The sequence below is a fragment of the Pseudomonas sp. NFACC08-1 genome, assembly GCF_900106735.1.
Classification (GTDB): domain Bacteria; phylum Pseudomonadota; class Gammaproteobacteria; order Pseudomonadales; family Pseudomonadaceae; genus Aquipseudomonas; species Aquipseudomonas fluorescens_Q.
On sequence record NZ_FNNL01000023.1, the window covers coordinates 53327 to 68363 of the forward strand.

The 15037-nt window shown below is 61.7% G+C and carries 11 protein-coding genes and 3 pseudogenes; 5 read left to right on the forward strand and 9 right to left on the reverse strand.

Annotated features, from left to right (window positions below):
- Window positions 1–48: 48 nt before the first annotated feature.
- From BLU76_RS31375 to pvdM, 4 genes and pseudogenes are all read right to left on the reverse strand, one after another.
- Window positions 49–186: pseudogene (locus tag BLU76_RS31375) on the reverse strand (formylglycine-generating enzyme family protein); the annotation flags it as partial.
- A gap of 160 nt (window positions 187–346) precedes the next feature.
- On the reverse strand, window positions 347–1222 hold the full coding sequence (locus BLU76_RS29135) for a dihydropyoverdine dehydrogenase (protein WP_092150370.1): 876 nt from the start codon (window positions 1220–1222) through the stop codon (window positions 347–349).
- 23 nt (window positions 1223–1245) lie between these two features.
- Window positions 1246–2526, reverse strand: a complete 1281-nt coding sequence (locus tag BLU76_RS29140) for a pyoverdine-tailoring periplasmic protein PvdN (protein WP_092150373.1) — start codon at window positions 2524–2526, stop codon at window positions 1246–1248.
- On the reverse strand, window positions 2523–3893 hold the full coding sequence (gene pvdM / locus BLU76_RS29145; RefSeq protein WP_092150376.1) for a pyoverdine-tailoring dipeptidase-like protein PvdM: 1371 nt from the start codon (window positions 3891–3893) through the stop codon (window positions 2523–2525). Before pvdM ends, BLU76_RS29140 begins: the two co-directional genes overlap by 4 nt.
- Window positions 3894–4070: 177 nt before the next feature.
- Here pvdM and BLU76_RS29150 point away from each other — a divergent pair, with 177 nt between their 5' ends.
- Entirely contained in the window at window positions 4071–5693 is a 1623-nt protein-coding gene (locus BLU76_RS29150) for a pyoverdine maturation tyrosinase PvdP (RefSeq protein WP_170867340.1), read from the forward strand.
- Between the two features lie 192 nt (window positions 5694–5885).
- Here the strand turns inward: BLU76_RS29150 and BLU76_RS29155 are convergent.
- Window positions 5886–6211, reverse strand: a pseudogene (locus tag BLU76_RS29155) (DUF6124 family protein).
- 559 nt (window positions 6212–6770) lie between these two features.
- Here BLU76_RS29155 and BLU76_RS31380 point away from each other — a divergent pair.
- The 3 genes and pseudogenes from BLU76_RS31380 to BLU76_RS32470 form a co-directional block, all read left to right on the forward strand.
- Entirely contained in the window at window positions 6771–7031 is a 261-nt protein-coding gene (locus BLU76_RS31380) for a hypothetical protein (RefSeq protein ID WP_139211689.1), read from the forward strand.
- Window positions 7032–7219: 188 nt separating this feature from the next.
- Entirely contained in the window at window positions 7220–7846 is a 627-nt protein-coding gene (locus tag BLU76_RS29160) for an immunity protein Imm33 domain-containing protein (protein ID WP_063320273.1), read from the forward strand.
- A 742-nt stretch (window positions 7847–8588) separates the two neighbouring features.
- Window positions 8589–8767: pseudogene (locus BLU76_RS32470) on the forward strand (IS4 family transposase); the annotation flags it as partial.
- 61 nt (window positions 8768–8828) lie between these two features.
- On the opposite strand, the gene BLU76_RS32105 reads toward BLU76_RS32470, so the two are convergent.
- Window positions 8829–9032: a DUF6124 family protein gene (locus tag BLU76_RS32105; RefSeq protein ID WP_092225584.1), complete on the reverse strand. Its 204-nt coding sequence runs from the start codon at window positions 9030–9032 to the stop codon at window positions 8829–8831.
- Window positions 9033–9693: 661 nt separating this feature from the next.
- On the opposite strand from BLU76_RS32105, the gene BLU76_RS31385 reads away from it, so the two are divergent.
- The gene (locus BLU76_RS31385; protein WP_139211690.1) at window positions 9694–10083 is read left to right on the forward strand and encodes a hypothetical protein; all 390 of its coding nucleotides are present in this window, start codon (window positions 9694–9696) and stop codon (window positions 10081–10083) included.
- A 293-nt stretch (window positions 10084–10376) separates the two neighbouring features.
- Here BLU76_RS31385 and BLU76_RS29175 read toward each other — a convergent pair whose 3' ends face one another.
- From BLU76_RS29175 to BLU76_RS29185, 3 genes are read right to left on the reverse strand one after another with little or no spacing between them, the layout of a single operon-like run.
- Complete coding sequence (locus BLU76_RS29175) at window positions 10377–11771, reverse strand: efflux transporter outer membrane subunit (protein WP_092225586.1); 1395 nt, start codon at window positions 11769–11771, stop codon at window positions 10377–10379.
- Window positions 11772–11781: 10 nt separating this feature from the next.
- On the reverse strand, window positions 11782–13752 hold the full coding sequence (locus BLU76_RS29180) for a MacB family efflux pump subunit (protein ID WP_092225588.1): 1971 nt from the start codon (window positions 13750–13752) through the stop codon (window positions 11782–11784).
- Window positions 13753–14904 (reverse strand): efflux RND transporter periplasmic adaptor subunit, encoded by a 1152-nt coding sequence (locus BLU76_RS29185; RefSeq protein ID WP_092150390.1) that lies wholly within the window; start codon window positions 14902–14904, stop codon window positions 13753–13755.
- Window positions 14905–15037 lie beyond the last annotated feature (133 nt).

Here is a 15037-nt window from a genome sequence, read left to right on the forward strand (position 1 = left end):
GGAGCAAGCTCCCTCGCCACAAAAGCGGATCTTCAGGCGGGCAGTTGATTACAAATCCCGCGCCACCCGAAAACCAATCCAGTCCCCCCGATCGCTGGGCACCAATGCGTTGCGGTTGCCGGAGCGGGAGAACACCGGGGCTTCGCCCCAGTCATTGCCACGGATACGCTTGAACTCGCACTTTTGTGGCAGGGGATTTAACGAGGAATCGTCTGACACACATTATTGTGGCGAGGGAGCTTGCTCCCGCTCGGTTGCGCAGCGACCGCAAAATCTGGGGCCGCTACGCAGCCCAGCGGGAGCAAGCTCCCTCGCCACAAAAGCGGGTCTTCAGGCGGGCAGTTGATTACATATCCCGCGCCACCCGAAAACCAATCCAGTCGCCGCGATCGCTGGGCACCAGCGCGTTGCGGTTGCCCGAGCGGGAGAACACCGGTGCTTCGCCCCAGTCGTTGCCACGGATGCGCTTGAACTCGCACTTGCCGGTCAGCCAGGCGCTGCCATCGCTCGGTGCGCCGACGTAGCTGTCGTTATAGCAATCGGCCGTCCACTCGTAGACGTTGCCGTGCATGTCGTAGACGCCGAAGGCATTGGGCGCGTAGCTGCCGGCCGGTGCGGTGAAGTTGTAGCCGTCGGCCGCGCCGTAGGTGTTGGCATGTTGGGCGATGCTGTATTCCTTGCCTGCATCGAACGGAAAGGGGAACGGGCCGGCGCTGCCGCCGCGCGCTGCGTACTCGCGCAGGGATTCGCTGACCAGTCGGTACTGTTTGCCGGTTTTTTTCGACAGCCAGGCCACGTAAGCGTTGGCCTCGGCGAAGTCCATGCACACCGCCGGGTGTCGGTCGGTGTATTGCTTGCGTGGGTCGCTGCCCTGGTAATCCGGGATGCCGGCCTTGCAGGCGCGACCGGGACGCTTGTCGCCGTCGGGCATCGTGTAGCCGGTGTCGCGCAGGTAGGCGAACCATTCGCCCTTGAGCACCTGGAAGCGGCTGATCGCCAGGGGCTTGGCAAACGTCACCGGGTGCATCGGACCTTCGTCGGGTTCGCGGCCCACTTCATCTTCCGGGGTACCCATCTGGAAGGTGCCGGTGGGCAGCACGACCATTTCCGGGCAGTCCTTGCAGTCGCGAAAGACCTGACCCGGTTGCGAGGCCTGGGCGCCGGAGGGCAGCAGGGCGGCGAGGGTCAATGCCGGGAGTAGCTTCAACGAAAAACTGTTCATCCGTCTCTCTCGATAAGTCAGGTTCAGAGTGTCTTGTCCAACAAGCCCATGAAGCGATCGATCTCGGCTTCGCTGTTGAGCAACCCCGGCGCGGTGCGGATTACCGGTCCTGCGTCGCGATGCACGGCGTCGGCAATCACTCGGTTCTTCATCAGGTAGGCGGCCACCTCGTCGCTCTCGCGGCCTTTGACCCGGAAGAAGGTGAAACCGGCGGACAGGTCCGGGCTCAGCGGCGTGACCAGCTCGATTTGCGGCAGTGCCACCAGCTGTTTTTTCAAGTAGCTGTTGAGGGTATGAATGCGCGCCTGCACCTCGGCCTTGCCCAGTTGCAAGTGCAGCTTGAACGCTTCGTCCGCCGCCCAGCGATGCTCGAAGGCGTGGTAGCCGCCCGGCGTCATGGTGGTGGAAAACGCCGTGGCTTCGGAGAAGGTCGGGATGATCGGCGTGACGTACTTGAGCTCTTCGCTGCGGCTGCACACCAGGCCCGTGCCGCGCGGGCCGAACATCCACTTGTGGGTCCCGGCGATGAAAAAGTCGCAATTCATCTTGGGGAAACTGAGGTCTTCGACGCCGAAACCGTGCACGCCATCCACCACATAAATGATCCGCTGCTCGTCGCTGCGGCCCTGGTTGTGCTTGTCCACCAGGGCGCCGATCTTGTCGATCGGCAGCTTCACGCCGCTGCCCGAATGCACCCAGGTCATGCCCAGCACCCGCGTCTCCGGGCGGATGTTGCGGTCGATGGCTATGAGGATTTGTTCGTGACTGGCGTCGTGGGCGTTGTCGAACAGCTTGATCTTGCGCACCCGGGTGCCGCTGCGTTGGGTGCGCAGGTCGAGAATGGTGTGGGTGGCGTAGTGTTCGTGGGCGGTGGTGAGGATTTCCTGGTCGGCCGCCACATGGACGCCGCCGTAGATCATCGCCAGGCCCTCGGTGGTGCTGCCGGTGAGGGCGATTTGCTTCGAGCTTGCTTGCAGGTAACGGCCGGCCCAGATGCGCACGTTTTCCTCACGCTCTTCGGTGACGCCCAGGTCCCAGTCCATCAACAGCCCCGGGTTTTTATCCAGGGCCGCGCGGTGCTTTTCGATGGCCTCGCGCACCGGGCGCGGGTGAGTGGTGACCAGGAAATTGGAGAAGTGCAGGTAGTCCGGGTCCTGGTCGAACAGCGAGCGCAGTTGTGCCCATTTATTCTTGGGCAGCGGCGGCAGAGGATCGGCACTGGCCGTGGCGGACAGGCTGGTGGCCAGGGGCAGGCCGGCGGCGAGGATCCCGGCCTGCTTCAGGAAGGTGCGACGTTCATTCATGGCTGGACGGTCTTCTGGGTCGAGGCGATGGCGGGGCGTGCGGCTTTCTGGACCTGATCCCAGACCCGCAGGAAATTGCCGCCCCACAGTTTGGCGATGTCGGCTTCGGAGTAGCCGCGGGTCAGCAGTTCGGCGGTGACGTTGCGGATGTCGCCGACGTTTTCCCAGCCTTTGACGCCGCCGCCTTCATTGAAGTCGGAGCTGATGCCGACGTGGTCGATGCCGATCTTGCGCACGGTGTAGTCGATGGCGTCCCCCAGGTCCTTGAGGCTGGCCTTGGGTTCTTCTTCCAGGATGGCGTAGAGCTGGCTGGCGTACTGGCCGAACTTCTGCTCGGGCCAGGCGGCGATGATGGGGTCGCCGGGCATCAGTGCCATCGCCAGGTTGGGCAGCGGTTGCAGACCAAAACGCTCGCGCAAGGCGTTGAGTTTGTCCTGGGTTTTTTGTGTCAGGGGGCGCAGGTATTGGGAGAAGCCGACGATCTGCACCACGCCGCCGCTGGCCTTGATCAGTTGCATTTCCTTGTCGCTGAGGTTGCGCGGGATGTCCACCATCGCCCGTGGCGCCGAATGGGAAGCCACCAGCGGCGTGCGGCTCAGTTGCGCGACTTGCTCCAGGGCCAGGGTCGACATCTGCGACACGTCGATGATCACGCCCAGGTCGTTCAGGCGCGACACCGCTTGCTTGCCGATGTCCGACAGGCCGCCGAGGGCGTCGGGGGAATCGTTGAAGAACGGCAGCGGACGCGAGGAGTCGGCCCAGTCGTTATTGCCGATGTAGCTGAAGCCGAACATGCGCATGCCCCGCGCCGTCCACAGGTCCAGCAGGCTCAGGTCGTGGCCCAGGGGATAGGCGTTGAGCATGCTGATGAAAATCGCGAACTTGCCTTCGCCGTGCAGGCGGCGGAAATCATCCGGGGTGTAGGCAATGGCGACCTGGTTGGGAAAGTCCCGGACCAGGCCGGTGATGATCTTGTAGCGCACTTCCTGTTGGTTGCGCGCTTCCTCGACGAAACCGGCAGTAGGCTTGTGCGGCGCGTTGTCACCGTTCCACAGCTCGGGCCAGCCGAACACCGTCAGGGCCGCGCCGGACAGCTGCCCGCGGTTGGCTTTGACCAGGTCGAACTGACCGTTGCCGTCCTTGTCGGCTTCGTTACCAGCAGTGCCGAAATCCAGCGGCACGGTGATGTGGCTGTCAAAGGACAGCAGGCGTTCGTGCAGTTCCCGGGCTTCTTTCATCACCTTGACCGGGTAGCCGGGATTGTCCCGCCACCAGTGGTCCCAGGCTGCCAGACCGCCACCGACGGCCAGCGCCAGGGCCAATGGCAGGCCGATGAAAAGAGCCTTTTTCGAACGTCGTGTTGTCATTGCCGATCTCAGTCAGGTTCGCCTTGGAAGGACAGGCGCGGGGGCCTTTGCTATCTGGGGAGAACGAGTGATCGGTGGGGAAATTTAGGCGGCTTCGAGGGCCTCTATAAATTTGTTGGCCCACCCATCGTTCTAGCTTGGATAAAGCCCGTTCCAGGGCTGGACACAGGTAAGGCAATGACGATTTCTCGACGATGGTTCATGGCAGGCCTGGCGCTGACCGGTGCCGCCGTGCCTGCGGTGTATTACGGGCATCGCGAACTGACCCGACCGGACCCGACCATCACCCCCGGCGAGGCCTCGTTCGATGTGGCCGACATGGCGGGCCAGCGTCGGGCCGATACGTTGCGGGGCATCTGGACGATCCGCTTCACCGGTCGCGACGCTGGCCTCGATGGCTTGCCCCAGGACGGTCTCCAGGTGTTCCTCGATATCGGCCACAAGGGCCGTGGCCTGGTGGGGTGCCTTGACACCGCCGAGCGGCTGCGCGCCGGGGATGAGCCACGTTATCGGGTGTTGGGCGATCTGGCCGACGCCGATCCGAAGCAACTGAGCTGGCGACTGATCGGCGCCCAGGCCCCGGGCGGCGCGCCGGACTATGAATTCACCATGACCCTGGACGAAGTCTGGGCCGGCTTCGGCAATGCCGGCTCCGCGACGCTCAGCGGTCGTGTGTTGCGGTTGGATCGTCCGCTGGGCCTGCTGGAACTCGACAATCAGTTCATCGCCCGCAAGCAACCATTCCCCGAAGCCCGCGAACGTACACCGCTGAGCCCGGCGCTGTTGGCTTGGCTGGTGTCGCCAGAACATCGGCTGTTCCACCAGCTCTGGCACGCTTCGCGGGACAAATGGCACACCCTGGACGAAGACAAGCGTAACGCCCTGCGCGGCATCGGTTGGCAGCCCGGCCCACGAGATCAGGAGCGCGACGCCCGCGGCCCGCGCAAGGATCGCAACGGCTCGGGCATCGACTTCTTCTTCATGCACCGGCACATGCTGGGCACGGCGCGTTCGTTCCAGGCGTTGCCGTCGTGGCCACGCTTCCCCTTGCCGCAACCGGAACTGGAGCGCGATCGCCTTGGCTTCGCCCGCTATTTCGATAACCACGACGGCACGGCCTTGCCGCCGACCTGGCTGGCTGACGGCGACGATCAATACGCGCAATGGGTCAGCGACATCAAGACCGCCGAGACCTACCACAGCAATTTCCAGGTCTGGGAATCGCGCTACCGCGACCCGCGCTACCTGGCGAAACTGACCCTGGGCCAGTTCGGCTCAGAAGTGGAACTGGGCCTGCACGACTGGCTGCACATGCGCTGGGCCTCGGTGCCGCGTGACCCGTCCAACGGCCACCCGGTGCCGTTCGCTCGTGACCCGGACGACTTCGCCCAGCGCTGGTACGCGCCGGAAAACGACTTCCTCGGTGATCCGTTCTCTTCCCATGTCAATCCGGTGTTCTGGGCCTTCCACGGCTGGATCGACGACCGCCTCGAAGACTGGTTCCGTGCCCACGAACGTTTCCACCCGGGGGAAGTGAGCCGGCTCGAAGTCAGCGGCGTACCTTGGTTCGCCCCCGGCCGCTGGGTCGAAATCGCCGACCCCTGGCTGGGCCCGGACACCCACGGTTGCAACGCCACGCCGGGGCTGCAGGCCGGACGCTCGGTGGAAATGGACCCGGAAACCATGAAACTGGCCCTGCGCATTACCTTCGGCAGTGACGACAAAAAACTCTCCGAACTGTTCCGTCGCGTGCCGCAACGGCCGTGGTATGCGCGCAATCTCAAGAGCAAGCCGGTGTAAACCCCGCCCTCCCAAAAAACTGAAGCGAACGCTGTTGTGGCGAGGGAGCTTGCTCCCGCTGGGCTGCGAAGCAGCCCCCAAACCAGCCCCCTCAAAAATATCTGACCCACCGAGGTGCCGGTCATTGGGGCTGCTGCGCAGCCCAGCGGGAGCAAGCTCCCTCGCCACAGGTGTCACTTGGCTTGAGTGCGTTTAGCGCGGCGCGGCGATGTCCCGGGCGCGGTTCGCCAGCAGTTCTGCCAACTCGATCATTTGCTGGATGCCCAGCGCAAAATGGCGCCGCGAGCCTTCCAGTTCAAAGGCCTGCTCGCTTGCCATGACGTTGACCGAAGCGAGGGTTTCGCTGAGGTTGGCCAATAGACATTCCATGTCCGCGCCTTCCGCAACAGTGAACAACTGGCCCGGTGGCGGATTGGGTTTTCAGGCTTGGGATCGAGGTAAAAGGCGAGGGCGCGGTGGGCGGCTTCGTTGAGTTTTTTCGAATCGTCTGCGGGGGGATTGGGGGTGATCTTGAACATGGTGTAGCTCCTAGTATTAGTTTCAGGAGCCGACACTATCGCTACCAAACGATGAGGTGGCGGCCGTACGCGGGTTGGTAGACCGGAGCACTAGGAACCCGGCGCGCCCGAAGACGCCCTGCGCACGGCCACCATGAAACAGACACCGAGAGAGCATCTGCAGGAGGTGGCGCTTGCGCCTAGTTAACTCGCGGGCTACCAAACCCGATCGCTGAAATCAGCGACCCGGAAACAGTAAAAGCCACGAGCCAAGCGCACAAGCCGGCGGATTCTGGCGCAGTTGTAGGCAATGGCGCAAGGCAGCGTAGCCTCGCTCGGGAGTCCTACATGGCCGGATAAACAGAGCCAGAGCCGAGCACCATTACTGATCTAATAGGAATGTTGAAGGAGGGCGTCACTATGTTGATAACGGTACGGGACGCAATATTAACGTCAAGAGGAATAAAGTGGTAATTGCTGGTAGTAGAGGGAATACTGTATCGCAGCTTAAGCAATCGTGCAGATACTAATCGATCGGTTGCTAGCGGTAAGTGGGGCCCAACAGATTAATGGAGGAGAAATGTTAAGATCTCATGAAGTATGGAAAGCCATGGATTCACATACTCTTGCTATTTATTTTTGCTTCGAAAATTTAAATAGTGGCGAGTATTGCGTTCAAAATGTTGAATTCTTCCGTCTGCCTTTGGCGCATGAGTATCAGTTAAATGCCCTGAGAAATACGATAGGGCTTTTTATGGAGGAGAGTCCTTTATCTCGCTGCCAATGGCGGCCCTCTCTAGAAGAGGCGATAAAGCTACATGACAAAACTTTTGAGAATTGAATGAAAAATTAACACGCCTGTCATACTTGCGCAAAACTGATCCAGGCACTAAAAGCGGCAACTACATACCTGATTATCAACCGGCCATGGGCTGAACCCGGCTGGGGGTGAGCAGCGACTTTACCCGCACTGTCTGGGCTGCAGTTGTATCCAGGGGGGTCAAGTGCATGGTGCTACGAGTGTAATCAATGAAAATCAGCAGTATCGAAGCAGGCTCGGGTCTGACATTGAAAACCGAGGGACTTGCGGAGCGGTTTGACTATGAGGTCAGCGTCATGGTCGATGACGCTGGTCTGAAAGAAGGTGCCATCGACTTCATCGACCTCGTCGTTCGCTATGTTGAGGCGGGTTATAGGGTCGCTCCAGATGAAACCTTGGAGTATGGATGTTGGGTCACGAAGATGCATCTGAACGACAAACGAGAGTTGGTGTTTTTTGAGCAGTCACCGATAACTGGGGTTTATGTACAAGGCATCAGTACCACGCTGAGACTCTGGGCCGAACAGCATGCGGTGTGTGAGAAGGCCGGCGTGGACTACGCCGCACCGACGTTCGACCAGATGATTGTGATCTCAGATGGCATCCAGGAAGGCGATCCTGCTGAAGGAGTACGCTACCCCTCTCCCGAGCATATGTCAGGGTGGTGGCTCACCACGGACAGATTTGATGGGGATATAAAAAATCTGAAGACGGTTCATGCCCAGCATGTCTCGGTAAGTCGACCAGACTTGGTGAGGTTTTTAGCGCTACCGTTCGGCTACCGATTCCACGCTCCTACGAATGACGTCTGGCTGGATGAAAAAATAAACAACTGATACTGCCTAAATGAGGAGCCCGCCCAGCCGGGCGGGCTCCTGACTTTAACGCGCTGCTTGCTCTGGCGAGCGCGCTGACAGTGGACGCAATGCTTAATGGCAACGGTGGAAAATCGGGTGATGGTTTTAGCCTTGGGAGTTCTTCAGGGTCTGACATAGGTAATCCCAGCTCTTGGTCCAGCAGGCGGGTTCACAACGAGCAGGATAGTACGAACAGCGGAGACGGCGCGAAAACAGGCGACAACACAAATCCATACAAAGGACCTGTGGATCAGCCCGTTGTAGTTGTTGACGAACACGGAAATGCAACTCCTGTTAATCTTGGGGAGTATGTGGAGGGATCTCCTGGCTGCGAATACCAGCAGGTTCTCGGACCGGGTGTTAATCCTGCCGGTGATTGCTTGGACAGAGGAGGACACAGGAATCAAAATGATCCTCGTGCTCAGGAACCACACGGTCATCGGCTAGGTGTTGCAACGCCCGATGGTAACCCTCACCTTCCGATCTATCATTGATATGACTAAGTTCACTTACGACGACATGGTAAAAGTGGTAGCGCACGCACCGGAGGCGCTCAGGCCAGGTAAGCAAGCATGGATCGTCGGCGTCTTTGATGACCGGCCGGGCAGCTACTTTGACAAATTTCCACCTGGTACCGTCTACTCGATTGAGTTTGAAGATGGATCCTCACTGGAGATTCATGAATCTGACTTAGAGCCCGCCAGTTAGAGGGTGCAAGCAGAGGGGGGAGCCTGCGCTGCTGTGTGCCTTGGTCACTGGCAGCGCCTGGCACCGACGATTGAAGAAATGAGCTGCTCGGCCATTTTGTCTGGCTGGCAACAGCGTGTTGTTGACGGCAATTACCAGCCTTGCTCCCGCTGGTTGCGCAGCAACCGCAAAATCTTGGGACCGCTTCGTAGACCAGCGGAGCAAACTCCATCGCCACGGGTGCCACTTGGCTTGAGGGTTGTGGCGCGGGCCTCTATCGCGGCGCGGAGATGTCCAGGGCGCGGTTTGCCAGCAGCTCACTCAACTCGACCATCTGGTGGATCCCCAGGGCAAAACTCCGTCGCGCGCCCTCCAAATCAAATGCCAGCTCGTTGGCCATGACATTGACCGAGGCGAGGGTTTCGCTGAGGTTGGCTAGCAGGCATTCCAGGTCCGCGCCTTCCGCTACGGTGAACAACTGGCCCGGTGGCGGATTGGGTGTTTCAGGTTTGGGATCGAGATAAAAGGCGAGAGCGCGGCGGCTTTGTTGAGTTTTTTGGACTCGTCTTCGGGGGGATTGGGGGGATCTTGAACATTGTGCAGCTCCTGGTTATTTATGAGGCGCTGCCAGGCATCACTTGCAGATGATGGGTGGCAGCTATGCGTGGGTCTGCAAGACCGGGAAACCAGGAACCCGGCAGACCCGAAGGTCTCCCGCACACAGCTGCCATTGAGCGACACGGGTGTGTCGATTGGCTTGTGGCTATGCGCCTGGTATTTCGTCGGGCTTGCAGACCCGATCACTGATGGGCTGTGACGGGAAGCAAGTTATCGATGGGGTGCCAAGCGCACAAGCCGGCGGACTCTGGCGCAGTTGTAGGCAACGACGCAAGGCGACGTAGCCTCGCTCGGGAGTCCTACATGGCCCGATAAACAGAGCCCAAGCCGAGCACCATTGCTGATCATTCCCACTTCGCGTGGGAATACAGCCAGGGACACTCCGCGTCCCAGAGAGCCGAACGCAGAGCGTCCGTAGAGACATTCCCACGCGGAGCGTGGGAACGATCGAACCATTGAAATATAGCGACCGGATGCTAAGCGAGTCGCGATAAGATACGTTACGACTAATGGATGCTGATATGAATACACAAACTTTTCGACCGTGGAACGTACCAGGCTTACCTGCTTCCGGTCGGGTGACTCTCGAGCGCATTACATATGGGAGTGGTATGCGGATTCACCTTAGAGAGGCGGGGGAGGCAGGTAGACGTCTATATTTGGACTTCCCTGAACTTCCTACCGCTATGCGTATAACAAACGAAAGTATGAGACTTGCCTCGTTACCGTTGGTGCCAAAAGAAATCGAAAATTCATTCTTTTTAGTCGAGAATTCGGAATTTTTAGCGTGGTTGAATGGCAACTCGCTTGATATTTATAAAGATGATCCGATTTTTCATTTGGCAATTGTTACTGAGGAGTGGATAGATGTTATTTGCAACGAGAATCCAGTTGTGGTTTTTGAAAGTTGACGGGGTGTGAGTCTCTCGGGTGATTAGAGAGGTTTGGTGTGGTGACATTGTAAAATGTCTTGGCTAGCGTACTAGACGAGTTCCATCCAAGTCATCGGGCTCGGATGGACGTCGTTTTTTGAAAATCGATTTGGATACGTACTTCTTAGTGTCTTAACTGCTCTAATGGATGCTTTGACAGTAACCCCGATATTGAACGGTGGCCAATCTAGTGATAATGCTGGGCTGCGCAACCCAGCGGGGATAAATCCCCTCGCCACGGGCGTCACTTGGCTTGAATGTGTATTCGACGCTTACATCACCCGCCAACCCCCACCCAACGCCCTGTACAACGCCACACTCGCCTGCACCCGCGCCAGCCTCAGTTGCACGTTCATGTCCTGGGCGGCGTACAGCGTGCGTTGGGTTTCCAGCACGGTGAGGAGGTCTTCGGCGCCGGCCTGGTAGCGACGCTGGGCGATGTCGAAGGCGGTCTGGGCCTGGTGCAGTTCTTCGGTTTGCCATTGCCGTTGCTGGTCCAGGCCGTTGATGCTGTTCAGGGCTTTTTCGACGTCGGCGAAGCCGTTGATGATGGCGGCGCGGTAGAGTTCCAACAGTTCCTCCTGGCGGGCAGTGGCCTTGTCCCGTTCGGCCCGCAGGCGACCGTTGTTGAAGATTGGCGCGGCCAAACCGGCGGTGAGGTTGTAGAAGTTGTTGCGCAGCAACTGGTCGGCGATGTCGGCGCCAGTGCCCAGGCTCAGGCCCAGGGTCACCGAGGGCAGCATGGCGGCGCGGGCCACCGTGATGTCGGCCTGGGCGGCGGTGAGGCGCGCTTCGGCGGCGGCGATGTCCGGGCGGCGGCGGAGCAGGTCGCTGGGTACCCCGGCGTCGATGGAAGGCCACTGCAGGTGTTCGAACTGTTCATCGTCGAGCCTGACCGCCTGCACCGGTTGCCCCAGCAGCGCCGCCAGGGTAATCAGCGCTTCCTTGGCCTGTTGCTGCACTTGGGGCAAGCGGCGTTGCTGCGCCGCCACCAGGCTTTTTTGCTGGGACAGTTCCAGGGCCGTGGCGCTGCCGGCGTCGTAGCGGGTCTGCACCAGCTCGAGCACGCTTTCGGCGTTGGCGAGATTCAGTTCGGCGATGCGCTGCTGTTCGCGCAGGGACAACGCCTGGGTGTAGCTGTTGGCGACCGCGCTGAGCAAGGTCAACTCCACGGTCGCCCGGTCGAACTGACTGGCCGAGAGCGTGCTCAGCGCACTGTCCCGGGCCGCCCGTTTGCCGCCCCAGAAATCCAGCTCATAGCTGGCGCTGAGGTTGGCGTCGTAGTAATCAATGGTGCGGTTATCCTGATCCACGTCCAATTGGCTGTAGCCCTTGCCCCGCAGCAACTCTTGGCGATTGCCGTTGAGCCCGGCCCGGATTTCCGGCAGCAGTGGAGCGCCGGCGATCACCGCGCTGGCCTGGGCTTGGCGAACCCGGGCCATGGCGGCGGCGAGGTCGTGGCTGTCCAGGCGCGCTTGTTCGATCAGCCGGTTCAACTGTGGGCTGCCGAAGCGTGTCCACCATTGCAGGTTTACCGCTCGGGCGCTGGGCGTGTCGAGGTGCTGCCAGGCCGGCGGTGGCTGGATGCCGCTGTCCGAAGGCGACAACGGGCTGGCGCAGGCCGCCAATAGCAGGCTGGCGGCCAGGAGGGTCAGGGACGCTTTCATGGGATGAGGTTCATTCACTGGTGAGGGCCGCGACCGGGTCGAGGCGGGCGGCCTTGCGGGCCGGCATGAAACCGAAGACGACGCCGGTGACCAGGGCGCAGCCGAAGGCGCCGAACACTGCCAGCCATTCGAACGCCACGGCGATCTTGCCCAGCAGCAACGCACCGCCCACCAGCAGGGCCAGGCCGATGCCCGCCAGCCCGCCGACCACCGAGAGCATCACCGCTTCGGTGAGGAACTGGCGCAGGATGTCGCGCTGGCGAGCGCCGGTGGCCATGCGGATGCCGATTTCCCGGGTCCGTTCGCGCACGGTCATGAGCATGATGTTCATCACGCCGATGCCGCCCACCAACAGCGAAATCGCCGCGATGGCGCCGAGCATCAGCGACAGCGTGCCCTGGGTGCGGGCTTCGGCCTGGATCATCGCGGCGTTGTTGGTCAGTTCGAAATCCTGCTTGCCGTCATGCAGGCGCAGCAGCGTTCGGGAGATGGCTTGCTCGGCTTCCTTGACCTTGCCCGCGTCCTTGGCGGCGATCACCACGTACTCGGGATGACGACTGCCGAACAGCCGCACGCTGGCGGCGGAGTAGGGCACGGCGACGCGGTCGTCGGCGTCCGAATCCCCGGAGCTGGCGCCTTTTTCGGCCAGCACGCCGACCACCTGGAACGGCATGTTCTCGATCAAGATGTAGCGGCCGACGGGGTCGGCGACGTCCTTGAACAGTTTCTGCCGGACCCGGTAGCCGATCACCGCCACCGCGGCAGCGCTACGCTCATCGGCCTCGCTGAAGTAACTGCCCTGGGCCACCGGCCAATTGAAGATGATCGGGAAATTCGTGTCGTTACCGCCGACGTAGCTGGTGTGGTCGAGGTTGCCGAAACGCACGCTGGCGTCGGCGCCGTTGACCGGCATGATCCGCTGCACTTCGGGCAGGGCGGCGAGGGCGGCCAGGTCATATTCGCTGATGATGCCCTTGGCCGCGCGCGGGCTGGGTGCGCTGCCATTGAGGTAGATGATGTTGGAACCGAAGGCGCCCATCTGGGCCATGACCTGGCGCTTGCTGCCTTCGCCCACGGCCAGCATCACCACCACCGAGGCCACGCCGATGATGATGCCGAGCAAGGTCAGGGCGGTGCGGAAACGGTTGATCCACATCACCCGCCACGCGGCCTGCACGGCGTCGAGCAACTCGCCTTTCCAGGCGCCGTTGTGTTCGCTGCCGGCACTCAGGCGCTGGCGCAGGTCCACGGCTTGCAACGCCTTTGGATGGGCATGGGGCGTGGCCGACCCGGGGCCGGCGCTGTCACTGATGATCAGCCCATCGCGGATCTCGATGATGCGCTTGGCCCGGGCCGCCACTTCGCGGTCGTGGGTGATCAGGATCACCACGTGGCCCTGGCTCGCCAGTTCGTCGAGCAAGGCCATGACCTCGATACCGCTCTGGCTGTCGAGGGCGCCGGTGGGTTCGTCGGCGAGGATGATGTGGCCGCCGTTCATCAAGGCTCGGGCGATCGACACCCGTTGCTGCTGGCCGCCGGACAACTGATGCGGACGGTTGCCAGTGCGGCTGGCCAGGCCCAGGCGTTCCAGCAGGGCACTGGCCCGGGCATGGCGCTCGGTGGCCGAGGTGCCGGCATAGATGGCCGGCATCTCGACGTTTTCCTGGGCGGTGCCGGAAGGAATCAGGTGATAGCCCTGGAACACGAAGCCGAACGCTTCGCGCCGTAGCCAGGCCAGCTCGTCGCTGCCCAGATTGGCGACGTCTTCGCCGGCAAAACGGTACTCGCCGCTGGTGGGGCGGTCGAGGCAGCCGAGGATGTTCATCAAGGTGGATTTGCCGGAGCCCGACGCGCCGACAATCGCCAGGAACTCCCCAGCGTGAATGGACAAGTCGATGCCGCGCAGCACCTCCACCCGAGGGCTGTCGCCACCGCCGTAGGCCTTGCGAATGTCCCGCAGTTCGATCAGGGGCGTGTTCATTCAGTCTCCGCTGCCGGTGGTCGGTCCGATCAGCACCTGTTCGCCCTCGCTCAGGCCGTCGACGATCTGGATGCGCAGTCGATCGCTAACGCCGGTGCGAACGGTCCGCGACTGGACATCGCCATTGTCGGCCAGCACCCGCACCTGGCCGGCGTTGTCCTGTAACGCAGCGGTGGGCACGGTCAGCACGTTCTGGGCCTGGGCCGCGACGAAAAACACTTGGGCGGTCATGTCGGTCATCAGGCTGCGGTCGGCGTTGTCTACGTCGAGCAACACGGTGTAGAGCACCACTCGTTCGCTGCCGCTGCGCCCACCGCTGGGGCTGCCACCCTGGCTGGCTTCCAGCGGGCGTGGCGGCACCGGGAGGATCTGGCGCACGGTGCTGCTCCAGCGCCGGCTGCCGCCGGCCAGGGTGGTGAAGTAGGCGGTCATGCCCGGCTTGACGTGGCCGATGTCGGCCTCCGAGACTTCGGCCCAGACCGTCATCGGCGACAGCCGGGCGATGCGCAGGATCAGCGGGGTTTGCTGCTGGGCATTGAGGGTCTGGCCTTCCCGGGCACCGACGGCGACCACGGTGCCGCTCATGGGCGCATAGATCCGCGTGTAGCCCAGCTCGGCCTCGTCGCTGCGCAGGCTGGCCTGGGCCTGGCGGATCTGGGCCTGGAACATGTCGATGCGCGCCTGGGTCGCCCGCACTTCGGCCTGGGCGGTCTGCACGTCTTCCTCGCGGGTGGCGCCACCGGCCTTGAGTTGCTGCTGGCGGCGGAATTTCTGCTGCGCCAGGTCGTGCTGGGCGCGCTGTTCCTGGAGCTGGGCCTTGAGGTTCTCGATGGAGAAGCGTCCGGCGTCCAGCCGGGCCTTTTGTGTGGAAGGGTCGATTTCAACCAGTAGTTGGCCTTCGCGCACCTCGTCGCCGGCTTCCACATGAATCTTTTGGATCTGCCCGGACGCCTGGGCGCCGACGTCGACATAACGCCGCGGTTGCAGGGTGCCCAGGGCGGTGACGCTGTTTTCGATATCGCCACGGGTGACGGGCGCGGTGACCAGGGGCGCCCGGCTTGGCGCGACCGCTTGCCACGCGGCGAAGGCCACGGCCGGAAGCAGGGCGAAGGTGAGAAGCCAGGCGCGTCGGGTAGGGCGGGGACGTTTCATGCGGGGTTCCGGCCGGTGATATCGGGTCCGTCGCAGGCAGGGCAGGGACGGGAGGCTGTTCTGGTAAACGAGCGCTTGGGGCGGGAATTTACTGGGTTGAAACACTTGGTAGCAGGTTGGCGAATCAGCCGAA

What these genes read in the sequence shown, in the direction of transcription:
- BLU76_RS31385 (WP_139211690.1), top strand. Translation starts at nt 9,694, where the DNA reads ATGAATACACAAACTTTTCGACCGTGGAACGTACCAGGCTTACCTGCT.
- BLU76_RS29150 (WP_170867340.1), top strand. Translation starts at nt 4,071, where the DNA reads ATGACGATTTCTCGACGATGGTTCATGGCAGGCCTGGCGCTGACCGGT.
- BLU76_RS29135 (WP_092150370.1), bottom strand. Translation starts at nt 1,222, where the DNA reads ATGAACAGTTTTTCGTTGAAGCTACTCCCGGCATTGACCCTCGCCGCC.
- BLU76_RS29175 (WP_092225586.1), bottom strand. Translation starts at nt 11,771, where the DNA reads ATGAAAGCGTCCCTGACCCTCCTGGCCGCCAGCCTGCTATTGGCGGCC.
- BLU76_RS29160 (WP_063320273.1), top strand. Translation starts at nt 7,220, where the DNA reads ATGAAAATCAGCAGTATCGAAGCAGGCTCGGGTCTGACATTGAAAACC.
- pvdM (WP_092150376.1), bottom strand. Translation starts at nt 3,893, where the DNA reads ATGACAACACGACGTTCGAAAAAGGCTCTTTTCATCGGCCTGCCATTG.
- BLU76_RS31380 (WP_139211689.1), top strand. Translation starts at nt 6,771, where the DNA reads ATGTTAAGATCTCATGAAGTATGGAAAGCCATGGATTCACATACTCTT.
- BLU76_RS29185 (WP_092150390.1), bottom strand. Translation starts at nt 14,904, where the DNA reads ATGAAACGTCCCCGCCCTACCCGACGCGCCTGGCTTCTCACCTTCGCC.
- BLU76_RS29180 (WP_092225588.1), bottom strand. Translation starts at nt 13,752, where the DNA reads ATGAACACGCCCCTGATCGAACTGCGGGACATTCGCAAGGCCTACGGC.
- BLU76_RS29140 (WP_092150373.1), bottom strand. Translation starts at nt 2,526, where the DNA reads ATGAATGAACGTCGCACCTTCCTGAAGCAGGCCGGGATCCTCGCCGCC.